Annotated in this window: 23 protein-coding genes and 1 pseudogene; 7 read left to right on the top strand and 17 right to left on the bottom strand. The window is 70.7% G+C overall.

From position 1 onward, the window contains the following. Window positions 1-101: 101 nt before the first annotated feature. A complete protein-coding gene (locus ACWD5D_RS15950) occupies window positions 102-653 on the bottom strand; it encodes a carboxymuconolactone decarboxylase family protein (protein WP_451373279.1) in 552 nt (183 codons plus the stop codon). Window positions 654-691: 38 nt separating this feature from the next. On the opposite strand from ACWD5D_RS15950, the gene pdxR reads away from it, so the two are divergent. Further along, complete coding sequence (pdxR, locus tag ACWD5D_RS15945) at window positions 692-2,140, top strand: MocR-like pyridoxine biosynthesis transcription factor PdxR (protein WP_451373278.1); 1,449 nt, start codon at window positions 692-694, stop codon at window positions 2,138-2,140. Window positions 2,141-2,423: 283 nt separating this feature from the next. On the opposite strand, the gene ACWD5D_RS15940 is transcribed toward pdxR, so the two are convergent. Together ACWD5D_RS15940 and ACWD5D_RS15935 are read right to left on the bottom strand one after the other, a co-directional pair. Next, window positions 2,424-2,678 carry a DUF397 domain-containing protein gene (locus ACWD5D_RS15940; RefSeq protein ID WP_451373277.1) on the bottom strand — a complete coding sequence of 85 codons (255 nt, stop codon included), beginning with the start codon at window positions 2,676-2,678 and terminating at the stop codon, window positions 2,424-2,426. Then, the gene (locus ACWD5D_RS15935; protein ID WP_451373276.1) at window positions 2,679-3,539 is read right to left on the bottom strand and encodes a helix-turn-helix domain-containing protein; all 861 of its coding nucleotides are present in this window, start codon (window positions 3,537-3,539) and stop codon (window positions 2,679-2,681) included. A 221-nt stretch (window positions 3,540-3,760) separates the two neighbouring features. Here ACWD5D_RS15935 and ACWD5D_RS15930 point away from each other — a divergent pair, with 221 nt between their 5' ends. After that, complete coding sequence (locus ACWD5D_RS15930; RefSeq protein ID WP_451373275.1) at window positions 3,761-4,417, top strand: ATP-binding protein; 657 nt, start codon at window positions 3,761-3,763, stop codon at window positions 4,415-4,417. Window positions 4,418-4,593: 176 nt separating this feature from the next. After that, window positions 4,594-5,019, top strand: coding sequence for a hypothetical protein (locus ACWD5D_RS15925; protein WP_451373341.1), 426 nt, complete (start codon window positions 4,594-4,596; stop codon window positions 5,017-5,019). A gap of 52 nt (window positions 5,020-5,071) precedes the next feature. On the opposite strand, the gene ACWD5D_RS15920 is transcribed toward ACWD5D_RS15925, so the two are convergent. The 4 genes and pseudogenes from ACWD5D_RS15920 to ACWD5D_RS15905 all read right to left on the bottom strand — a co-directional run bounded on the left by ACWD5D_RS15920 (window position 5,072) and on the right by ACWD5D_RS15905 (window position 7,686). Further along, window positions 5,072-5,248, bottom strand: coding sequence for a hypothetical protein (locus ACWD5D_RS15920; protein WP_451373274.1), 177 nt, complete (start codon window positions 5,246-5,248; stop codon window positions 5,072-5,074). A gap of 174 nt (window positions 5,249-5,422) precedes the next feature. Further along, entirely contained in the window at window positions 5,423-6,067 is a 645-nt protein-coding gene (locus ACWD5D_RS15915) for a DUF899 domain-containing protein (RefSeq protein ID WP_451373273.1), read from the bottom strand. A gap of 117 nt (window positions 6,068-6,184) precedes the next feature. Further along, window positions 6,185-6,793: pseudogene (locus ACWD5D_RS15910) on the bottom strand (amidohydrolase family protein); the annotation flags it as partial. Between the two features lie 125 nt (window positions 6,794-6,918). Next, a complete protein-coding gene (locus tag ACWD5D_RS15905) occupies window positions 6,919-7,686 on the bottom strand; it encodes a nucleotidyltransferase domain-containing protein (protein ID WP_451373272.1) in 768 nt (255 codons plus the stop codon). A gap of 318 nt (window positions 7,687-8,004) precedes the next feature. On the opposite strand from ACWD5D_RS15905, the gene ACWD5D_RS15900 reads away from it, so the two are divergent. Beyond that, complete coding sequence (locus tag ACWD5D_RS15900; protein WP_451373271.1) at window positions 8,005-8,475, top strand: GNAT family N-acetyltransferase; 471 nt, start codon at window positions 8,005-8,007, stop codon at window positions 8,473-8,475. A gap of 76 nt (window positions 8,476-8,551) precedes the next feature. Here the strand turns inward: ACWD5D_RS15900 and ACWD5D_RS15895 are convergent, their stop codons facing one another. Beyond that, entirely contained in the window at window positions 8,552-9,274 is a 723-nt protein-coding gene (locus ACWD5D_RS15895; RefSeq protein ID WP_451373270.1) for an aspartate/glutamate racemase family protein, read from the bottom strand. Window positions 9,275-9,279: 5 nt separating this feature from the next. Next, window positions 9,280-10,740, bottom strand: coding sequence for an NCS1 family nucleobase:cation symporter-1 (locus tag ACWD5D_RS15890; protein WP_451373269.1), 1,461 nt, complete (start codon window positions 10,738-10,740; stop codon window positions 9,280-9,282). A gap of 151 nt (window positions 10,741-10,891) precedes the next feature. Between ACWD5D_RS15890 and ACWD5D_RS15885 the strand changes: the two genes are divergently transcribed. Next, window positions 10,892-11,575, top strand: a complete 684-nt coding sequence (locus ACWD5D_RS15885; RefSeq protein WP_451373268.1) for a GntR family transcriptional regulator — start codon at window positions 10,892-10,894, stop codon at window positions 11,573-11,575. A 176-nt stretch (window positions 11,576-11,751) separates the two neighbouring features. Here ACWD5D_RS15885 and ACWD5D_RS15880 read toward each other — a convergent pair whose 3' ends face one another. Next, window positions 11,752-12,522 (bottom strand): uracil-DNA glycosylase, encoded by a 771-nt coding sequence (locus ACWD5D_RS15880; protein WP_451373267.1) that lies wholly within the window; start codon window positions 12,520-12,522, stop codon window positions 11,752-11,754. Between the two features lie 86 nt (window positions 12,523-12,608). On the opposite strand from ACWD5D_RS15880, the gene ACWD5D_RS15875 reads away from it, so the two are divergent. Further along, complete coding sequence (locus tag ACWD5D_RS15875) at window positions 12,609-13,295, top strand: RNA-binding S4 domain-containing protein (protein WP_451373340.1); 687 nt, start codon at window positions 12,609-12,611, stop codon at window positions 13,293-13,295. 147 nt (window positions 13,296-13,442) lie between these two features. Here ACWD5D_RS15875 and ACWD5D_RS15870 read toward each other — a convergent pair whose 3' ends face one another. From ACWD5D_RS15870 to ACWD5D_RS15860, 3 genes are all read right to left on the bottom strand, one after another. Then, a complete protein-coding gene (locus tag ACWD5D_RS15870) occupies window positions 13,443-13,907 on the bottom strand; it encodes a DoxX family protein (protein ID WP_451373266.1) in 465 nt (154 codons plus the stop codon). A gap of 75 nt (window positions 13,908-13,982) precedes the next feature. Further along, on the bottom strand, window positions 13,983-14,663 hold the full coding sequence (locus tag ACWD5D_RS15865) for a class I SAM-dependent methyltransferase (RefSeq protein ID WP_451373339.1): 681 nt from the start codon (window positions 14,661-14,663) through the stop codon (window positions 13,983-13,985). A gap of 74 nt (window positions 14,664-14,737) precedes the next feature. After that, the gene (locus tag ACWD5D_RS15860) at window positions 14,738-15,649 is read right to left on the bottom strand and encodes an acyltransferase domain-containing protein (RefSeq protein WP_451373265.1); all 912 of its coding nucleotides are present in this window, start codon (window positions 15,647-15,649) and stop codon (window positions 14,738-14,740) included. A 77-nt stretch (window positions 15,650-15,726) separates the two neighbouring features. On the opposite strand from ACWD5D_RS15860, the gene ACWD5D_RS15855 reads away from it, so the two are divergent. Further along, window positions 15,727-16,020: a DUF6343 family protein gene (locus ACWD5D_RS15855; RefSeq protein ID WP_451373264.1), complete on the top strand. Its 294-nt coding sequence runs from the start codon at window positions 15,727-15,729 to the stop codon at window positions 16,018-16,020. Window positions 16,021-16,032: 12 nt separating this feature from the next. Here the strand turns inward: ACWD5D_RS15855 and ACWD5D_RS15850 are convergent, their stop codons facing one another. From ACWD5D_RS15850 to rpsA, 4 genes are all read right to left on the bottom strand, one after another. Next, the gene (locus tag ACWD5D_RS15850; protein ID WP_451373263.1) at window positions 16,033-16,413 is read right to left on the bottom strand and encodes a tetratricopeptide repeat protein; all 381 of its coding nucleotides are present in this window, start codon (window positions 16,411-16,413) and stop codon (window positions 16,033-16,035) included. A 180-nt stretch (window positions 16,414-16,593) separates the two neighbouring features. Further along, entirely contained in the window at window positions 16,594-17,211 is a 618-nt protein-coding gene (gene coaE, locus ACWD5D_RS15845; RefSeq protein ID WP_451373262.1) for a dephospho-CoA kinase, read from the bottom strand. A gap of 87 nt (window positions 17,212-17,298) precedes the next feature. Continuing rightward, window positions 17,299-18,237, bottom strand: a complete 939-nt coding sequence (locus ACWD5D_RS15840) for a PAC2 family protein (RefSeq protein ID WP_451373261.1) — start codon at window positions 18,235-18,237, stop codon at window positions 17,299-17,301. Window positions 18,238-18,657: 420 nt separating this feature from the next. Next, a complete protein-coding gene (gene rpsA, locus ACWD5D_RS15835; RefSeq protein ID WP_451373260.1) occupies window positions 18,658-20,148 on the bottom strand; it encodes a 30S ribosomal protein S1 in 1,491 nt (496 codons plus the stop codon). Between the last annotated feature and the right edge of the window lie 304 nt (window positions 20,149-20,452).

The following is a 20,452-nucleotide window of genomic DNA, read 5'->3' as shown; positions in this document are numbered from 1 at the left end:
GCCGTGGGTCCGTGGGGCCGTGGGTCCGTGGGTCCGTGGGGCCGTGGGGCGGCTTGAGCCGGCCGCCGAGCCGGAACGGTCATCGGCGTGACGGCCGGCTGTCACTTGTTCCGCTCGTCCGCTCCCGCGACCTTGCCCGTGGCGAGGGCCACTCGGTTCCAGGTGTTGATCGTGAGGATCAGGGCGAGGACGTGGGCAAGTTCCTGCTCGTCGAACTGGGCGGCCGCCTGGGCGTAGACGTCGTCGGGCACGCCCGCGTCGGCGACGAGGGTGACCGCCTCGGTCAGGGCGAGGGCCGCCTGCTCCTTCGGGGTGAAGAAGTGCCGGGCCTCGCGCCAGACGGCGACCATGTGCAGCCGGTCCTCGCTCTCGCCGGCCTTTCGGGCGTCGTTGGTGTGCATGTGGAGGCAGTAGGCGCAGTGGTTGAGGTGCGAGGCGCGGATCTGGATCAGCTCGACCAGCGCGGGGTCCAGACCCGTGCGGGCGGCGGCGTCGAAGCCGATGAGGGCGCGGAAGACCTTCGGAACGGACTTCGCGAAGTCCAGGCGCGTGCGGGCAGTCTCGGCCCCGGTGATCGCGGTGGCGGTGCCGACAGAGGCAGCGGCAGAGGCGGTGGGCGTCGTGTGCGTCGTGTTCGTCGTCGTGTGCTTCAACCTACGGGCCGGAAAGACCGGCTGTAGGGTGCATTTCCATGACTGATTCATGGGTCAATTCGGCGGAGCGGATCGGGTCCGACCTGCACCTGGATCTGACCGGGCCCGGCGGGCGGCGGGCCGCGTTGATCCAGGCGTTGCGCGAGGCCGTGCGCAACGGCCGGCTGGCGCCCGGCACGCGGCTGCCGCCGTACCGGTCACTCGCCGCGGACCTGGGCGTGGCCCGGAACACGGTCGCCGACGCGTACGCGGAACTGGTCGCGGAGGGCTGGCTGACCGCCCGCCAGGGCTCGGGCACCCGGGTCGCGGACCGTGCGCAGCCGCTGCGCCCCGCCGAGCGGGTGCCCAAGAAGACCCCCGCACGCGCGCGTGGGTTGCGGCACGACCTCAGGCAGGGCACGCCGGACGCGTCGGCCTTCCCTCGAGCTGCCTGGTCGGCCGCCTACCGCAGGGCTCTGCAGGCGGCGCCGAACGAGGCGTTCGGGCCAGGGGATCCCGCCGGGCGGCGCGAGCTGCGCGAGGCGCTCACCGAGTACCTCGCACGCGCGCGGGGCGTACGCACGACGCCCGACCGGATCGTCGTCTGCTCCGGCTTCGCGCCCGCGCTGAGACTGCTGTTCGCACAGGGCGGGCCGAGCAGGCCTGGCGGGCCGGGAGGCGGCGGTGTGCTGCGCGGTCCGCTGGCCGTGGAGGCGTACGGACTGGGCTTCCACCGGGAGGTGCTCGCGGCCGCGGGCGTACGGACCGTACCGCTTCCACTGGACGAGCACGGGGCGCGCGTGGCGGAACTGGGGCGGGAGCGGGCGGTGCTGCTCACGCCCGCGCACCAGTTCCCGACCGGGGGTCCGCTGCATCCGGAGCGGCGGGCCGCGGTGATCGACTGGGCACGCGCGCGTGGGACGGTGGTTCTGGAGGACGACTACGACGGTGAGTTCCGGTACGACCGCAAGCCCGTCGGCGCGCTCCAGGGTCTCGATCCCGAGCGGGTGATCCACATCGGCTCGGTCAGCAAGAGCCTGTCGCCCGCGCTGCGGCTGGGCTGGATGGTCCTGCCGGAGCGGTACGTCGCGCCGGTGCTCGCGGTCAAGGGCGAGCGGGAGGCGTGGGCGAGCGTGCCGGAGCAGCTCGCGCTCGCGGACTTCGTGGTCTCGGGGTCGTACGACCGTCATGTGCGGCGGATGCGGCAGCACTACCGGCGCCGCCGTGACCGGCTGGTCGCGGCACTCGCCGCGCACGCGCCGCACATCGAGGCGACCGGCATCGCGGCCGGGCTGCACGCGGTGCTGCGGCTGCCGCCCGGCACCGAGCGGTCCACGGTGAAGGCGGCCGCCTGGCATGGCGTCGCCCTGGACGGCCTCGCCGCCTTCCGGCATCCGGAGACGGACATGCCGGCGGCGGACGGCTTGGTTGTCGGGTACGCCACCCCGCCGGAACACGCCTACACAGCCGCCCTGGAGGCACTGTGCGGGGTGCTGCCGCCTGAGTGACGGCGCCCGCACGGCTTCCAGGGCGGCTTCTGACGTTGCTTCACGGGTTGCTTCACGGGTTGCTTCGAGGAGCGCGCTTCTCGGACGGCTTCGCGCGTCGCTTCCCAGGTTGCTTCGCGGATCGCTCCTCAGGGTGTTTCTGCGGTTGTTTCTCCTGCTTCTCCTGCTTCTCCGGCTTCTGCGTTCGCTTCTCGGATCGCGGCGGGTGGGGACCAGGGCATCGAGGTCGAGCAAGATGGTCGAGCAAGGTGGTCGAGCAAGAAGTAAAAACAAGCCGATCGGGTCAGGAGAGCAGGAAGTCCGCCTCCCCCGCCTTCGCACCCTCGATGAAGGCGGTCATCTCGTCCGTGGTGTAGATCAGCGCCGGACCGTCCGGGTCGGTCGACTGGCGTACGGCGATCCGTCCGTCGGACAGCTTCATCGCCTCCAGACAGTTGCCGCCGTTGCCGCCGCTCCAGGGCTTGTGCCAGCCGACGCTGCCCAGCTCCCGCGCGGGCATGCCGTTGTAGACGCGACTGCGTGACGTGATGTGATCCATTCACAGCTCCTTGCGGAGATCCCGCAGGATCTCCTTCGTGCGTTGTGCCGTAGCGGCCTGCGCCGCCATGCGGTCCATGACCTCCAGGTGGGTCGCCACCTCGGAGCGCGCGTCCAGATAGACGGCGCCGGTCAGGTACTCGCTGTAGACCATGTCCGGCAGTTCCGGCATGGCGAACCGGAAGAGCACGAAGGGCCCGTACGTCCCCGGGTGCGGCCCGTTGGCGAACGGTGCGACCTGGAGCGTCACATGGGGCAGCTTCGCGGCCTCGAGCAGTCGGTCGATCTGTGCGCGCATCACCTCGGGACCGCCGACCGTGCGGCGCAGGGCGGTCTCGTCCATCACCACCCAGAAACGGGGGGCGTCGGGACGGGTGAGCAGCTCCTGACGCTGCATGCGCAGGGCGACATGGCGCTCGATGTCGTCGGGGCTCGTCTGGCCGATGGCGCCGGACCGGAGCACGCCACGCGCGTAGTCCTCGGTCTGGAACAGGCCGGGGACGAAGTGCGGCTCGTAGGAGCGGATGAGGGAAGCCGCGCCCTCCAGGCTGACGTGCATGGAGAACCAGCCCGGCATGATGTCGTGGAACCGCTGCCACCAGCCCGGCTTGTTGGCCTCCTCGGCGAGCTGCACGAAGACGTCGGCCTCGTCGTCCAAGACGCCGTAGGCCTTCAGCAGGAGTTGCAGGTACGGGATCTTCAGGGAGACCTCGGCCATCTCCATGCGCCGGACGGTGGCGGGGGCGACACGCAGGACACGGGCGGCGTCCTCGCGCTTGAGCCCGGCGCGCTCCCGCAGGTCCAGCAGGCGGCGGCCGAGGACCACTTGGCCCACGGTCGGCGCGGACCGCGGTTCGCTCACGTCGCACCTCCAACTGACAGACCCGCTCCGGCAAAAGAATCCCGACAGCCCTGCGGCGCCGTTCGAAGACTCATTCGAAGATCCGGCCGGGATCGACGACGGTCCCAATTGGCGCCGCTCGACGTGCTGTTGCGAGCAGTGTGCCACGCTCCTTGACCGAGTCACACAGCACTCTGCACTTTTCATAGTGACACTTGCCAAGTGTTCACGGCGGGGAGATAGTGGCAAGCGTGATTCCGTCTGCGCCCTTAGGAACAGAAGCCGCCGCAGACCGTTCCGGTCTCGGTGCGGCAACGGCAGAATCCCCTGGTGGGGACGGTGCCGAGCGCCGGTTCCGCTTCGAGCTGGCCGCACATCCGGGTTCCCCCGCACAGGCGAGACGCCTGACGCGCGCCCGGCTGGCCGGCTGGTCGGTGTGCGCCGACACCTGTGACGACGCGGCCCTGGTCATCACCGAGCTGGTCACCAACGCGATCGTGCACACCGCGAGCAGCCGTGTGGTGTGTGAGTTGCACGACCACGACGACATGGTGCGCATAGCCGTGCGCGACGAGGGCTGTGCGCCCGGTGAACCCCACCCGGCCGCCCAGCGGCCCGACGAGGAGCACGGGAGGGGACTGCTTCTCGTCGACACGCTGTGCCGGGCCTGGGGCGCCCATGAGCAGGGGCCGGGGCTGCTGGTCTGGGCCGAGCTGGCCCGGCAGACCGACGCGGCCCACGACATCGCCGAGCCGCACAACGACCTCGGCTGGGGCGCGCGCCCCAAGCCGGGTACCTCGCGCGGCCCGGGCGAGGGCGAGCCGACGAAGCCTCAGCACGGGACTCCCGCGGCCCCGTCGACCCCGGCGGCGCACGAGCACGGAAGGGAGCGGGCGTGAGAGGTGCCGAGGACTTCAAAGGGGCGTACGTGAACGGGTCCGACGGCTTCGGAGGGGCGTACGTGAACAGCGCCGACGGCTACGGCCGAACCCGGACGAGCAGCGCCGGCGACTCCGGACGGGGCGTCGTCACCAGCCGAGCCCGCCTCGGCAGCACGGACGGCCCCGGAGGAGCGATGGGCGACGGTCCTGGAGGGGCGATGGGTCTGGACACCCTGGTCCGTCTCGGACGCCGCCGTCACACACCGGACCCGACGCCCCTGCGGCTGTCGGTACCGGAGGGCATGACAGCGCCGCTCGGCTGTGACGCCGTGGCCGTGCCGGACCGGATCGGGCAGCAGATCGTCCCGCGCCTGCCCCGGGTGGGGTGCGTGTACACCGATGGCACGCGCTGGTGGTGGATCGTCCCGTCGGACTCCGACTACGCCCTGCCCTGGCCGAAGCCCGCCCACTACGCCCCCGGCGCCCTGGCCCCCCGCGCCGCCCGCCTGATCCACCGCCCGGAGGGCACGGTCCCCTACACCCCGCCGATCCCTCTGTACCTGGCCCTGTGCCGGGTGACCGGCACGACCCCGGACTGGTCCCGCCCTCTCTCCGCGTAACCGCGTCCCCGGCGACCGGCTCCGCCTCGGCCTCGAAGGCGGCCGAGCCGTCTCACTCGGCGGCGTCACCACCACGAACGATCACCAGGAACGCGTCCGTGGCGAGGTCCATCACAACCTCGGCGGGCAGCCCTTCGAGTCGCCGCGCGTGGGCGAACTCCTCCGCGGGCCACGATCCGCGCGGTCCACCGGCGGGAAAGCGCTCGAGCACCGTTCGCCCGTTCACCATCTCGCACCTCCAGAAGGCGTCGTACTCATTGGAGTTAACGCCCTGGAGTGGGCGGACGCCTCACCTGGTGACCCGACTGAGACGTAGCCGACACCGTTTCATTGCGGACCGTGAGGTTCCGTTCACGTTGCGACACGAACGACACGTAAGGCGACCGTAACGGTACGTTCCGTGTCAGTTCTCGTACTCGTCGTGGAACCGCAGCCGGTCGCTGCCGTAAGGCCGCCGGCCCAGCGTGGTCAGGTCCAGCAGCCCGGCGACGGTGCCGAGTCCGTCCAGCCCGTCGTCGTACACCGAGTAGGTGTGGAAGACCTGGTCGCGCTCCCGCAGGAAGCAGCTGAGTCCGGGGCGCTCGACCGGCTCCCCGTCCCGCTCCACGGTCGCCTCGAAGTCGCGATTGAAGTCGCTGTGGCACGAGGAGTACCAGGGCACCGTCCAGCCCATCCGCGCCTTGAACGGCAGGATCCGGGTGAAGGGCGCCTGCGAGACGGCCGCGAAGGCGGTGTTGCGGGCACGCAGATGGGCCAGTTGGCCGACCTGGTCGAGGAAGGCCGAGCAGCAGGGGCAGCCGGCCACCCACCGCGGGGCGAACATGAAGTGGTGGACGATCAGCTGGGCCCGGCCCTCGAAGAGGTCGAGGAGGGTGGCCTTGCCGTCGCCGCCCTCGAAGATGTACTCGGGGTCGATCTCCACCATGGGCAGCTGCCGCCGCTCGGCGCTGAGCACCTCCCGCGCCCGGCTGACCGCCTCCTCCTTGCGCAGCAACGTCTCGCGCGCCGCCCGCCACTGCTCACGCGAGACGATCTCCGGAAGCGACATGGTCCCTCCAGTCCTGCGGTCGGTTCTGGGTGCTGACCGCCGGGGCGAGCGAGACTCATCGCCGCGCGCCGAGATTTTTTTCCGGGCGCTGTGGAGGGGAATGCGGCGGGGCCGTATTCAGGTGTCGTACTCCTGGACGCGCTCCCCGTGGCTCCGGTCCGTAAGTGCGGGCAGGCGTCGCTCCAACTCGGCGGCGATGGCGGGCACATCGAGGGTCAGCAGCTCGCGGTCGCGCATGAGGATCCGGCCGTCGACGATGGTGGTGCGGACATCGGCCGAGCGGGCGCTGTGGACGAGGGTGGCGGCGAGGTCGTGGACGGGCCGGGTGTGCGGGCCGGTGAGGTCGACCAGGATGATGTCGGCACGCCGGCCTGGAGCGAGGGTGCCGACGCTGTCGCCGAGGCCGACGGCGCGGGCGCTCTGCAGGGTCGCGTGGTGCAGGGCCTGACGGGAGGTCAGCCAGCGCGGGTCGCCCTCGGTGGACTTCTGGACCAGGGATGTCAGAGCCATCGACTCCCAGACGTCGAGGGAGTTGTTGGAGGCGGCTCCGTCCGTGGCGAGCCCGACGGGGACGCCGATCGCGCGCAGGGCCCGTACCGGAGTGATGTCGGGCCAGGCGAACTTGAGGTAGCCACGGGGTGCGGTCGCCACCGCAGCACGGCCGCCGGTGCGGGCGAGGAGCGGCAGGTCGCGCTCGATGATGCCGGTGCCGTGGGCGATGAGCAGGAGTCTGGAGCGAGAGTATGAGATTGAACGCGGTCCGCCCTTCAGGCGGGGAACCGCTCATCACGACAAGCTTCAGCTTGCGCTCCTCGCGCACCCCGGTCACGAAGGACCGGGGAGTCTTCAGGTTATCGGTCCGACCTCAGCCCCAGGGTTCCCTCGGCATCCGCCACGGCACGCACCAGGGCGTCCGGCTCCGGCCGCAGCGCGCCCACCACCTCGTCGATCCGGCGCAGCCCGGCCCGCTCCAGCAACCGCTTCTCGTTCGTCACCCACTCCCCGCGCGCCGCGAGCACCGCGTGGCCGGCCTGCACCGCGGCGGTGGCCAGGGCACCGGCGACCTCGGTGAGACGGCCGTGCGGGGCGTGATGGGCCTTGGCGTAGCCGAGCGTCGCGCGGGCGGTGCCGGACCAGCGCTCCGGGGCGGTGCGGCGCAGCGCGTCGGGGTAGGAGCCGGGCCGGGGCAGCCGTCCGCGCAGTACTTGGTTGACGGCCAGCTCGGCGACGACGAGGTAGGTGGGGATCCCGGCGAGATGGAACAGCAACGGCTCCACCTTGAACCGCCCCTGCTCCGCCTCGGCCAGCTCGTGCTCCACGACGTCCAGGTCCCGGTAGTGCACGTCGACCCGCCGTCCGTCGATGGTCAGCCAGGCCCCGCCGTTGAACACGCCCCCGCCCCAGCCGCCGACCTCCGACACCTCCCCTTCCCAACCGACGGCACGCAGGTGGCCGGGGTCGAACGGGCCCCGGTAGTAGACGGCGAGGTCCCAGTCGCTCTCCGGCGTGTGGGTGCCCTGGGCCCGGGATCCGCCGAGGGCGACGGCCAGGACGGTGGGGAGGGCGGCGAGGCGGTCGGCGACGGTGTCCAGGAACGTCCGGTCGGTGTCGGACGGCATGAGCGGCTCCGGCGGGTGGCTTGGGGATGTGGGGTGGAGTGGGACCGCGGTGCGAAGTCGCGGCGAGCGTATGCGCGCGCCACTCGACCCGCGAGACGATTACGCCAACCCCGCGGACGCCCCTGCCGAAACCGCGCGTCGCAGGTGCCGTCGATACGCGTCGCAGGCGTCATGGATGCGCCTCACGGGCGTCATGGATACGCGTCGCAGGCGTCATGGATATTCGGATGCGGTCACGGCCGGCCATGGCCGATCATCGGGCGAGGAGCAGGAGTTGGCGATCACGGCCGCGGCCGTCGTAACCGAGGAGGCGCGTTCGTGAGCGCTGGTGACCGGACGGACGTGGTGCTGCGCCGAGCGGACGGCCCGGATGCGGCCGCTGTCGCGGAAGTCTGGCTGCGGTCGTACACCGCCGCCTTGCCCTCGGTCGTCCGGGCGCGCTCCGACGACGAGGTGCGTGAGTACATCCGGGACGTCGTGGTGCCGTCGCGGGAGACCTGGGTCGCCGAGGCGGGTGGCGGCGCCGGCGTCGTCGGCATGATGGTGCTCGCCGGGGATCTGCTGTCGCAGCTCTATCTCCACCCCGACTGGCGGGGGCGCGGCATCGGCGACCGGTTCGTCGCGCTGGCCAAGGAGCGCAGTCCCGGTGGGCTGAACCTGTGGACCTTCCAGGTCAACAAGCCCGCCCACCGGTTCTACGAGCGCCACGGATTCGTCGCCGCCGAGTACACGGACGGCAGCGCGAACGAGGAGCGGGAGCCGGACGTGCGGTATGTCTGGCGGCCTTGAGCCTTGCGGCTCGACGTTTGCGGCTTGATCCTCGCGGCTTGATCCTCGCGGCTTGATCCTCGCGGCTTGCGGGCGTTCAGGCCGGCGGTCGGCCCCACGTCCTCCGTTTCGGCAGCGGCTTCGCGTACCCGCCCGTGCGGCTCGTCGTGAGCCCCAGCGTGACCAGCGACTCCGCGAGCTTCACCGCCGCGCCGACCCCGTCGACGACCGGGAGCCCGAGCTTCTCCCCCACCACCCGCTGAAGTCCCGTCATCCCGGCGCAGCCCAGCACCAGGACCTCGGCGCCGGCCTCGCGTGCTCGTTCGGCGGCGGAGAGGAAGGCGGCCTCGGTGCGTGCCGGGTCGTCCGCGAGATCGAGGACGCCGAGGCCGGTGCCGGTGACGACGGCGCAGTTGCGGGCCACGCCGGCGGTCTCCAGGCTGTCCTCGATCTGGCCACAGGACCGGTCGAGGGTGGTGACGACGCCGTAGCGCCGTCCGAGAAGACAGGCGAGGTGGGCGGCGGCCTCGGTGATGTCGACCACCGGCGCGTCGACCAACTCCCGGACGCCTTCCCGTCCGTGCTCGCCGAAGCCGGCCATGACGACGGCGTCGTACGGCGGCCCGTCGTAGGTGCGCAGGGTGTCGAGGACGGCGGCCGCGGAGAGGTAGCTGTCGAGCCAGCCCTCGGCCGACGCCGGGCCCCAGGTGGGGGTGAGTCCGGCCACGGTGGTGCCCGGAGCGGCGGCGGCCCGGGCACCACGGAGGATCTCCTCGGTCATCTCCTGCGTGGTGTTGCAGTTGGTGATGACGATCCGCACGTTCGTCAGACCTCCGTCCCGGCCGTCCGGGCCCGCTCGTCGCGGCACAGCACCATGTACAGCCCGGCTCCCAGTGCCGTGCCGATGAACCAGGAGTACGGCGCCACGTCGCTGAAGGTCTTCACCAGCGCCAGCACCGCGGCGACCCCGGCGGAGGGCAGGAACGCCCACAGCGCCTTGGGGTTGACGCCCTTGGTGTAGTGGTAGCGGGAGCCGGGGGTGGCGTCGAAGAGCTCGTCCACGTTCACCCGGCCGCGCTTGACGGCGTAGTAGTCGACCATGATCACGCCGAACAGCGGTCCGAGGAAGGCGCCGAGTCCGCCGAGGAAGTAGTTGACCACCGTCGGGTTGGAGAAGAGGTTCCAGGGGGTGACGACCAGCGCGGCGACCGTGCTGATCATGCCGCCGACCTTGAAGGTGATCTTCTGCGGCCAGACGTTGGCCAGGTCGTACGCCGGTGAGACGAAGTTGGCGACGATGTTGACGCCCATGGTGGCGACGGCGAACGTCAGCGCGGCGACCACCAGCACCCAGGTGTTGCCGACCTTGGCGACAAGCTCGGCCGGGTCGGTGATCGCCTTGCCGAAGACCTTCAGCGAGCCGGCCGTGACGATGACGGAGACGACGACGAAGGCGGTCGAGTTGATGGGCAGACCCCAGAAGTTGCCGCGCCGGACGGTCCGGTAGTCGGGTGCGAAGCGGGAGAAGTCGCAGAAGTTGAGCATCAGGGTGCCGTAGGTGGCGATGATCAGGCCGATCGCGCCGAACCACTGCCGCCACTGCTCACCGACGGAGACCGGGTGCGGGGTGGAGGTGAGCGAGATGCTCCAGTTGGCCTTGGCCAGGACCCAGAGGGCCAGCGCGATCATCACGATCCAGATCGCGGGACCGCAGAAGTCCTGGAACTTGCGCACGGACTCCATGCCCCGGCTGATGATCAGTGCCTGGATCAGCCAGAGGGAGAGGAAGGAGATCCAGCCGAGGGAGTCCAGGCCGAGGAAGGAGTTGTGCGTCATCGACTCCAGGCCGGGCCAGGCCGCCAGCAGCATCACGTTGACGGCGACGGAGGCCAGATAGGTCTGGATGCCGTACCACATGATGGCGATCACGGCTCTGATCAGCGCGGGGATGTTGGCACCCCAGATGCCGAAGCTGATGCGGCTGACGACCGGGAAGGGCACGCCGTGGCGCTGGCCGATCCGGCCCATCCAGTTCATGCCGATGAAGATCACCACGAAACCGACCAGCAGGGACGAGAAGACCTGCCAGACGTTCATGCCGAGGACCAACAGACCTGCGGCGAAGGTGTAGTTGCCGAGGTTGTGGACGTCGGACATCCACATGGCGAACAGGTCGAAGACCTTCCAGTTCCGCTGCTTGGCGGGGGCGAGGTCCTCGTTGGTGAGGCGCGGGTCGGGGACGAACTCGGTGGCGCCTGGGGCTTCGGCGCGGTCGGCTAGAGACACGGGGCCTCCCTGAACGTAGGGACGGAGGAGGACGGCGGCCGTTCGTTTGGTATACCAAACTGCCTCATCCTCTCGTCGTCAAGAGCCCGGACCGATGTCGTTGCCGTTACTTCTCCGTAAAAGCAGGTCCGAGTCGGCGAAGATGAACCTCATGAGCCCCACGACGAGCCCTTCGACGGCCAAGCCCGAACCCCTCGGCGCAGTGCGCGAGCGTGTCCTGGCCACCCTGCGGCAGGACATCATCGCGGGCCGGCTCCTCCCTGGTGACCGGCTCGTCGAGCGTGAGCTGGCCGAGCGTTTCGGTGTCTCCCGGGTGCCGGTACGGGAAGCGATCCGCGCCCTGGTCGCCGAGGGCTTCATCCTCTTCGAGTCGGCGCGCCGCACGGTCGTGCGCCGGCTGACCCCGGCCGACGTCAAGGAACTCTTCGAGCTGCGCGAGGCGTTGGAGGTCTACGCGGCCGGACTGGCCGCTGCCCGGGCGACGCCCGAGGCACTGGCGGAACTGCGCGAGCTGCTGAACGAGGCGGCAACGGCGACGAAAGCCGGCGAGGCCGAGGCGATCACGGACATCAACACCCGCTTCCACACCCGGATCCTGGCCATGGCCGGCAACGGCCTGCTCACCTCGGTCATGGAACCGGTCGACGGCCGCCTGCGCTGGCTCACCCGGCAGAACGAGGAGTGGCCCCAACTCCTCACCGAACACCGAGACTTGTACGACGCCATCGCCTCCGGCGACCCGGACCGCGCCCGCGATCACACGCTTGAGCACGTCCGCGCCAACTACCGCTCGACGGTACGGCACCTGTTCGGCGACGACGCCGAAGCCCTCTGAGAGCGGCGCCTGCTCCCCGGACCGGACCGGGACCGGCTACGGCTACGGCTACGGCTACGGCTAGCCGGATTATTCGCTCTGCCCGGGGTCTCGGCTACGGCAGTGGCCCGGCCTGTTCGCACGGTCCGGGGTCGGCTACGGCAGTGGCCCAGCCTGTTCGCACGGTCCGGGGTCCGCTACGGCAGTAGGCCGGCCGCCTGTGCCGCCGTGCGCAGGACGTCGCGCAGCATCTCGGGGGTGAGCCGGCCGGTGAAGGTGTTGCGCTGGCTGACGTGGAAGCAGCCGAACAGATCCAGGCCGGCGGAGCCCTCCGGAGCATCCGGGCCGCCCCGGCCTGCTGGGCCGCCTGCGCCGCCTGCACCGTCCAGATCCGCGAGGGTGACGCGCGCGCCGTGGGCGAAGGCCGGGCGGGGCCGGGGCACGGCCCAGCCCGCGTCGGCGAACGCGGGCAGCGCCGCCTGCCAGCCGAAGGCGCCGAGGATCACGGCGGCCCTGATCGTCGGGCGCAGCAGTTTCAGTTCCTGCACCAGCCAGGACCGGCAGGTGTCGCGTTCGCCCGGGGTGGGCTTGTTGGCGGGCGGGGCGCAGTGCACGGGCGCGGTGACACGCACGCCGTACAGTTCCAGGCCGTCGTCGGCGCTGACGGAGGTGGGCTGCGAGGCCAGCCCGACGTCGTACAGCGCCTGGTAGAGCAGGTCTCCGGAACGGTCGCCGGTGAACATGCGACCCGTGCGGTTGCCTCCGTGCGCGGCCGGGGCCAGCCCGATGATCACCAGTCGGGCGTCGGCCGGCCCGAAACCGGGCACCGGCCGCCCCCAGTACGTCCAGTCCGCGAACGCGGCCCGCTTGGTACGGGCCACCTCCTCCCGCCACTCGACGAGGCGAGGGCAGGCCCTGCAGCCCGCGATACGCCGGTCGAGCCGCGCCAGGGCGCTGCTGTCGTCCATACCGGTCACGGTATGCCGGAGAGGCGAGCGGGCGGAAAAATGCGTCCAGATCCACCGCCCCGGCGCGTTAGGGTCGGCCTATGGCTTTGGCTCCCGAAAACGCGGACGAGAACGTGAACCGTGGCACCGGTGGCCCGGGCGGTACCGCCCCCGCCCCGGACGCCGAGGGTTCCGGAGCCGCCGACACCCGGCGGGACACACAGCCGACCGACCCGGAGGTCGCCGCCGCGGTGGCCGCCGCCGAGGCCGCCGGTCCGGCAGCCGGCGAGACGGTGCGGATCGACAGCTGGATCTGGGCCGTCCGTCTGATCAAGACCCGCTCTCTCGGTGCCACCGCCTGCCGTGGCGGCCACGTCCACGTCAACGGCGAGCGGGTGAAGCCCGCCCACTCCGTGCGCGTCGGTGACGAGGTGCGTCTGCGGAACGAAGGCCGGGAACGGATCGTCATCGTCAAGCGCCTGATCCGCAAGCGCGTCGGCGCCCCGGTCGCCGCCCAGTGCTACATCGACAACTCTCCTCCGCCGCCGCCCCGCGAGGCCACGGCCCCGGCCGGCCTCCGCGACCGCGGCACCGGCCGCCCCACCAAGCGGGACCGCCGCGAGATGGAACGACTGCGGGGTCTGGGCGGTCCGGGCCCGCTGGGTGGCCGAGGCGGGCCAGGCGCCCCTGGCGGTCCGGGCAGCCCAGGCACCCCCGGCGGCCCGAGCAGCCCAGGCCGTCTGGGCGGCCCCAGCGGCTTCGGCGAACCGGGCGGACGCTCCCGAGGGCGCTGAGCCACCCACGGCAGCACCCCGCCGGCGCCGCCCCCGCCCCCGCGGACGCACACCCAGGGCATCAACCACCCCAGTGTCCACACCCACACCCGTGACGCCGACCGAGCCCCCGCGCCCGGCCGACGTCGCCCGCGGTGCCCGCGAAGCTCACGCTCGGTGTCCCCCGCCCCGCACCAGCCGCAGCAGGTCCGCGTTGTGGCCGCGCCGGGCCCAGGCGATCAGCGCGAGCGGCACCATGAGGATCAGCGGGGTCGCCGCGTTCTGGCCGTCGAAGGCGGTGAGCTGGACGACGAACGCTCCCACCATGAGCGCGCTCAGCGCCAGCGCCGCCACCGACTGCAGGACCGGCACCAGCAGCGCGACCGCACCGGCCAGTTCGAGCGCGCCGATGGTGTACATGCCCGCGCTGCCCCAGCCCATCTTGTCGAAGGACTCGACCGCCGATGGATGCGCGATGAGCTTGGGCAGCGCGCTCGCGATCCCGTAGAACAGAGCGAGCAGCACCTGCACCGTGCGCAGCGCGATCCGGGCGACGCGGCGGCGGGCCGGCAGGGAGGCCGTGGTGGAGTGGACGGATGCGGCGGTGGTGACGGGAGCGGTGGTCTCGGACATGAGGTTCTCCTGGGTGAAGCGGTCTCGATTGCTGTCACCGGGATAGACCGGCCGGACCCAGAAAACTCATCGCGTTCACGTCACCGGAATCGCCCTCACCCAGATCCCGTCCGGGGTCAGGTACGTGTCCACCTCCAGTCCCGCCTCCGCCAATGCTTCCTCGAACTCTTCCTTCGTCAGCGGCCGGCTCCGGAACGTCTGGGTCCAGACCGCGTCCGGGAACACATACTCGGCCCGCACCGAGTTCACTCCGTCGCCGACCGGCTCCGAGGACGCGATCCGGACGGTGAAGCCGCTGGGGTCGACCCGCTCTCTCGGTAGCTTCTCGTGGTAGTCCGCTCCCTCCCGTTGGATGAGCACGCAGCCGCCCTCCGCCACGTGCCGGGCGCAGGTGCGCAGCATGCCCCGGCGCACCTCGACGTCGCCGTTGTGGACGAGGAACGACGCGAGCATGACCACGTCGAACCGCTCGCCCAGGTCCAGGTCCTCGATCGGGCTGCATATCGTGCGCGCCCCGCGGACGCGGCCGAGCATCTCCGCGGACTCGTCGACCGCGGTGACCGTGAAGCCGCGCTCCAGCAGGGGATGGGTCACCCGGCCCACGCCGCTGCCCAGCTCCAGGATGTGCGCCCCGGCGGGCACGGCCGCGGCGATGACGTCCGGTTCCTCTCGCACCGGAAGGCGTGCGTACAGCTCGACCGCGCAGCCGTCCGGGGTGATCGCTCCGGGTCCCGTTCCCTCGTATCCCTCACGCATTTCGACCGTCATGCCCGAACAACGGACAGTCTCCGCAAGGCCGTTCCCATCCTCCCCCGGTTCACCCGTTCGAGTTATTCGCCCCAGAGCGGGAACCATCCGTGCCCGATGTACCAGTGCCCGCCGGCCCGCAGATGATCACCGACGGCACGCTCCACCGACGTGCGCCGCGGCAGCTCCGCGACGGGCAGGTCAGGGTCCCCGAAGACGAACTGGACGGGTTCGGTGTCGGCCTGTTCGGACTCCTCACGGACGACGCGGAACCGTTCCTGGAACCGGATGATGTTCGACTGCGCCGACAGGTATCGCTTCAACTGCGGGTCGAGCAGCCAGGAGTGGCACAGGGCGGCCACCGGCCGCTCCTGTGGGAAGTGCAGGGTGAAGAACTGCCTGGCCAGCTCCAGCGAGCGGTCGCAGGCGGACGGCGTCAGGGGACCGCGGAAGTCGGGGATGTGCAGGTTCAGGCAGGGCATGCCGGGCGCCGCGTCGAGACCGGCGGCGCGGATCACCAGGGCCGAGCGCTGTCCGAGCCGCGCCCGCTCGAACTGGAGCCGCCCCAGTTGGTACAGCTCGCCGCGGAAGTGATGGGCGAGCCAGCGCCACGACTGCACCCCGGCCGTGCCGTGCCGCCTGCGATGCACCGCCAGGTGCCGCCCCAGGTCGGCGAGTGTGCGCCGGGAGATCTCGGAGGGGATGCCGCGTTCCCGGTGCCGGGCACGGGTGTGCGGGAGCACGGCGAGGAAGACGAACACGGCGAAGGTGCCGCCCAGCGCGGCGGGCACCGAGGCGAGCCGTCCGTCGAGGTCGGGTGTCCGGCCCGGCTCGTCCGGGTCCCGCAGCACTTCCTCGGCACACTCGGCGAGAAGCCTGAGCAGGCCCGGATCCGCGGCCACCGTGCGCCGCAGCGCGACCATCTCGTTGATGTCCTCGTGCGGCACGGCCAGGTCGAGGAGCAGTTCGGGCAGGTCGTCGGCGTCCGGCAGCACGGCGCATCCCCCTTCGACGCACGTCGTTGATGAACGTCCCGGACGAAGAGTACGTTGCAAGGAGGAGCGGAGATCCGATGCGTACAGGTAGTGAGCCGGCGACCGCGCGCAGTGCACTGCGGGCGCGGTTGTGGCTGAGCGTCTGGGGCGTGGTCTGGGCGGTCTTCGGTACGGCGGCCTTCGCGCTCGTCGGGCGTCCCGGCTGGGCGGCTGCCTGCGGCGTGTTGTGGCTGGTGGCCACGGTCGACATGGCCATGGTCCTGAGGCACATCCGGCAGGGCCCGCACTACCAGCCGGGCCGGAACATACCGCCGTACCCACCGCCGGACGGTCCGCCCTTCCGGCGGCCCCCACGGCACCGTCACCCCTGACTCGGGAGCCGCTCAGGAGTCGAAACGGGCCGCCTTCAGGTATTCCGGGTTGGGATCGAGCGCGGCGGCCAGCCGGAAGTGGCGCCGGGCCTGACCGGTCCTGCCCCGACGCTCGTAGGTGCGGGCCAGCGCGAAGTGTGCGAACGCGTTGTCCGGCTCGCGCTCCAGAACGATGGTGAACTCCAGTTCGGCGGGCCGAAGTTGGGCCGCCGCGAAGAAGGCCCGAGCGCGGAGCAGGCGGGCCGCGGTGTTCTCGGGGTGCGCGGCGATGACCTCGTCGAGCAGCTTCACCGCGCCCCGCGGGTCCCGCGCGTTGAGCAACTGCTCGGCGGCGCGGAAGTCGATGACATGCGTCTCCGGAGTACGTCCGGTCGAACCGCTGGTCTCGGGCACGTCAAAGTCCTTCCCTCACTGCGGTACTTCAACGCCGGTGCGGGAACCGCTATTCCATGCCTCCGGAGCGCCCGGTCCATGCCGTGCTCAGGCACTGCCGACCCGGTGCGCACCGTGACTGATCCGCGCCGGGCCGGTACCGCGCCCGATCCGCACGGCGGCCCGGCCCCCGCCGTCGGGCTACGACTCCCCGTTCCCGCCCTCGCGCGCCTGCCGTACGAGGTCGTCCCACACCTCCGCCACGCGCTTGTGCAGCTCGTCCAGGGGTACGTCGTTGTCGATCACGATGTCCGCGATCTGCCGGCGCTGTTCGCGGGTCGCCTGTGCGGCCATCCGCGCGCGGGCGTCCTCCTCTGTCATGCCGCGCAGCCGGACCAGCCGGTCGAGCTGGGTCTCGGGGCTCGCGTCGACGACGATCACCAGGTCGTAGAGCGGCGCAAGGCTGTTCTCGGTGAGGAGGGGAACGTCGTGGATCACGACGGTGTCAGGGGCGGCGGCGCTCTCCAGTTCGAGGGAGCGGGCGCCCACCAGGGGATGCACGATCGAGTTGAGAACGGCGAGTCTGTCAGGGTCGGCGAACACGATGGAGCCGAGCCGGGGCCGGTCCAGGCTGCCGTCCGCGGTCAGGATCTCCGCGCCGAAGGCCTCGACGACCGCGGCGAGACCGGGAGTCCCGGGCGCCACGACCTCCCGCGCGATGCGGTCCGCGTCGATCAGCACGGCTCCGTGCTCCACGAACAGCCGCGACACCTCGCTCTTGCCGGCGCCGATGCCACCGGTCAGGCCCACTTTCAACATGAGCGGCAGCTTAGGCCCTGCCACTGACAGGGCCGCCTCCGGCGCTGCCCGGACCACCAGTGGACCGCCATGGTTCCCGAATCCCCGCTAGTTCTCGCCCTCCCGCTCCGCCAGGAACCGTTCGAACTCGAGCCCGATCTCGTCGGCGGACGGGATGTCGACCGGCTCGGCGAGCATGTTGCCCCGGGTCTCGGCGCCCGCGGCGGCGTCGTACTGGTGCTCCAGGCCCTGGACGAGCGCGGTCAGCTCCTCGTCACCCTCCCGGACCTGCCGGTCGATCTCCGTCTGCGTGCGGTGCGCGTCCGTCCGCAGGGAGTGCGCGATGCCGGGGAGGACGAGTCCGGTGGCGCCCGTGACGGCCTCCAGGACGGTCAGCGCCGCGTCCGGGTAGGCCGAACGGGCGATGTAGTGCGGAACGTGCGCCGCGACGCCCAGGACCTCGTGGCCGGCCTCGATGAGGCGGTACTCGAGGAGCGAGGCGGCGCTGCCGGGCACCTGTGCCTCGTCGAAGGGGCTGCGACTGCCCGGGACGAGGTCGGTGCGGTTGCCGTGCGGGGTGAGGCCCACGGGGCGGGTGTGCGGGACGCCCATGGGGATGCCGTGGAAGTTCACGGACAGGCGGACACCGAGCCGCTCCACGATCTGCTGGACGGCGGCCGCGAACCGCTCCCACTCCACGTCCGGCTCGGGACCGGACAGCAGCAGGAAGGGGGCGCCGGTGGTGTCCTGGACGATGCGGACCTCGATGGAGGGCACCTCGTAGTCGGTCCAGCGGTCCCGCTTGAAGGTCAGCAGGGGGCGGCGGGCCCGGTAGTCGACGAGCCGGTCGTGGTCGAAACGGGCCACGACCTGGTGGGGCAGTGAGTCGAGGAGCCTCTCGACGATCTGGTCGCCGGTCTCCCCTGCGTCGATGTATCCGTCGAAGTGGTAGAGCATGACAAGTCCGGCCGACTCCTGGGCGAGCGCCATGTCGACGACGGCGAGGCCCTTCGGCTCCCATGCGTACAAACCCTGCGGATCAAGCACTGTGACCGCTCCTCCTCGTGTTCGTATGTCGCAACACGTCTGGGAGCGCCCGCATTCCCGCGCCACGCCGCTGATCAGGACCTCGTTCCGCGCGCCGTGACGCCCCGTCAACTGGTCCCGCCTTCACCAGGCCGCCGTTCACATCCGAGAGCCGCCGCTCACGTACAAGATCCGCCCGCCAACGCGCTGACCACGATCGGCGGCAAGGGCTTGATCGAATATCCGGGCGGTTCCTCGAGGGACGTGCGTCCAACCCCCCAGGGGCGCGGGGAACTGCGCGACGAACCCCGGACGGCCGGCGCCCACACCACGCCCCGCATCCCTACAACCACTGAAAACGGCACGCACAACACTGAGGGGCCGTACCTCGAAAGGTACGGCCCCTCAGCCTGCTATCGGCTAAGCCTCAGCGGCGAGCATTCAGCTCTGGCCGCCCGCCAGCTTCTCGCGCAGCGCGGCAAGCGCCTCGTCCGAAGCCAGGGCACCGGAGGTGTCCGCACCCTCGGAGGAGTACGAGCCACCGGTCGCGGCCGGAGCCGCAGCCTCGCCGCCCTCGGCGGCAGCAGCCGCGTCGGCCTCGCGGGACTTGATGACCTGCTGCTGGTGCTGCTCGAAGCGAGCCTGCGCCTCGGCGTACTGGTGCTCCCACGCCTCGCGCTGGGTCTCGTAGCCCTCGAGCCAGTCGTTGGTCTCGGGGTCGAAGCCCTCGGGGTAGATGTAGTTGCCCTGGTCGTCGTAGGACGCGGCCATGCCGTACAGGGTCGGGTCGAACTCGACCGAGGCCGGGTCGGCACCGAAGGCCTCGTTGGCCTGCTTCAGCGAGAGGCTGATGCGGCGGCGCTCGAGGTCGATGTCGATGACCTTGACGAAGATCTCGTCGTTGACCTGGACGACCTGCTCCGGGATCTCCACGTGGCGCTCGGCCAGCTCGGAGATGTGGACCAGGCCCTCGATGCCCTCGTCGACGCGGACGAACGCACCGAACGGAACGAGCTTGGTGACCTTACCCGGGACGACCTGACCGATCTGGTGCGTGCGGGCGAACTGCTGCCACGGGTCCTCCTGCGTCGCCTTCAGCGACAGGGAGACACGCTCGCGGTCCATGTCGACGTCGAGAACCTCGACGGTGACTTCCTGGCCGACCTCGACAACCTCGGACGGGTGGTCGATGTGCTTCCAGGACAGCTCGGAGACGTGGACCAGACCGTCGACGCCACCCAGGTCCACGAAGGCACCGAAGTTGACGATCGAGGAGACCACACCGGAGCGGACCTGACCCTTCTGGAGGGTCGTGAGGAACGTCTGGCGGACCTCGGACTGGGTCTGCTCCAGCCAGGCACGGCGGGACAGGACCACGTTGTTGCGGTTCTTGTCCAGCTCGATGATCTTGGCCTCGAGCTCCTTGCCGACGTACGGCTGGAGGTCGCGGACGCGGCGCATCTCGACCAGGGAGGCCGGGAGGAAGCCACGGAGGCCGATGTCGAGGATGAGACCACCCTTGACGACCTCGATGACGGTACCGGTGACGATGCCGTCCTCTTCCTTGATCTTCTCGATGGTGCCCCAGGCACGCTCGTACTGGGCGCGCTTCTTCGAGAGGATCAGGCGGCCTTCCTTGTCCTCCTTCTGGAGGACGAGGGCCTCGATCTCGTCGCCGACGGCAACGACCTCGTTCGGGTCGACGTCGTGCTTGATCGAGAGCTCGCGGCTCGGGATGACACCTTCGGTCTTGTAACCGATGTCGAGCAGGACCTCGTCCCGGTCGACCTTCACGATGACGCCGTCGACGATGTCGCCGTCGTTGAAGTACTTGATCGTCTCGTCGATCGCGGCGAGGAATGCTTCCTCGTTACCGATGTCGTTGACCGCAACCTGCGGGGTGGTGGCGGTGGTCTCGGTGCTGCTCGTCATGTGGGAAAGGGCTCCGGTACGGACATTGAAGTCGTAGGTACTGCTTACGCCGGGAGCCTGTTTCGCTCTGATGAAGCCGGACAGCCAAGGAAGCGCCACACTGCGAACACCAGGTACACGACCAGATGCCCTGTGGCGCCTCGACAACCGAGGGGACATACAACAGATGCGAGCGCAGCCTGCTACGTCTGAGGCGCGCAGGCCCGCAGCGCAACTTGTAGCATACGGGGGCAGCCGGGCAGGGTCAATGCGCGAAGGCGCACACCCGGGGCGGATCGCCACATAACCGGCACAAGATTCGTCC

Source organism: Streptomyces sp. NPDC002520 (genome assembly GCF_053595235.1).
The sequence above is the reverse complement of the archived record's forward strand: the minus strand, read 5'-3'. Positions and strand labels throughout refer to the sequence as shown.

Excerpts from the sequence above, each read along its gene's own strand:
- pdxR (WP_451373278.1), top strand. The coding sequence starts at position 692 with ATGACTGATTCATGGGTCAATTCGGCGGAGCGGATCGGGTCCGACCTG.
- ACWD5D_RS15940 (WP_451373277.1), bottom strand. The coding sequence starts at position 2,678 with ATGGATCACATCACGTCACGCAGTCGCGTCTACAACGGCATGCCCGCG.
- ACWD5D_RS15925 (WP_451373341.1), top strand. The coding sequence starts at position 4,594 with ATGGGCGACGGTCCTGGAGGGGCGATGGGTCTGGACACCCTGGTCCGT.
- ACWD5D_RS15920 (WP_451373274.1), bottom strand. The coding sequence starts at position 5,248 with ATGGTGAACGGGCGAACGGTGCTCGAGCGCTTTCCCGCCGGTGGACCG.
- ACWD5D_RS15915 (WP_451373273.1), bottom strand. The coding sequence starts at position 6,067 with ATGTCGCTTCCGGAGATCGTCTCGCGTGAGCAGTGGCGGGCGGCGCGC.
- ACWD5D_RS15905 (WP_451373272.1), bottom strand. The coding sequence starts at position 7,686 with ATGCCGTCCGACACCGACCGGACGTTCCTGGACACCGTCGCCGACCGC.
- ACWD5D_RS15885 (WP_451373268.1), top strand. The coding sequence starts at position 10,892 with ATGAGCCCCACGACGAGCCCTTCGACGGCCAAGCCCGAACCCCTCGGC.
- ACWD5D_RS15880 (WP_451373267.1), bottom strand. The coding sequence starts at position 12,522 with ATGGACGACAGCAGCGCCCTGGCGCGGCTCGACCGGCGTATCGCGGGC.
- ACWD5D_RS15870 (WP_451373266.1), bottom strand. The coding sequence starts at position 13,907 with ATGTCCGAGACCACCGCTCCCGTCACCACCGCCGCATCCGTCCACTCC.
- ACWD5D_RS15865 (WP_451373339.1), bottom strand. The coding sequence starts at position 14,663 with ATGCGTGAGGGATACGAGGGAACGGGACCCGGAGCGATCACCCCGGAC.
- ACWD5D_RS15855 (WP_451373264.1), top strand. The coding sequence starts at position 15,727 with ATGCGTACAGGTAGTGAGCCGGCGACCGCGCGCAGTGCACTGCGGGCG.
- coaE (WP_451373262.1), bottom strand. The coding sequence starts at position 17,211 with ATGTTGAAAGTGGGCCTGACCGGTGGCATCGGCGCCGGCAAGAGCGAG.
- rpsA (WP_451373260.1), bottom strand. The coding sequence starts at position 20,148 with ATGACGAGCAGCACCGAGACCACCGCCACCACCCCGCAGGTTGCGGTC.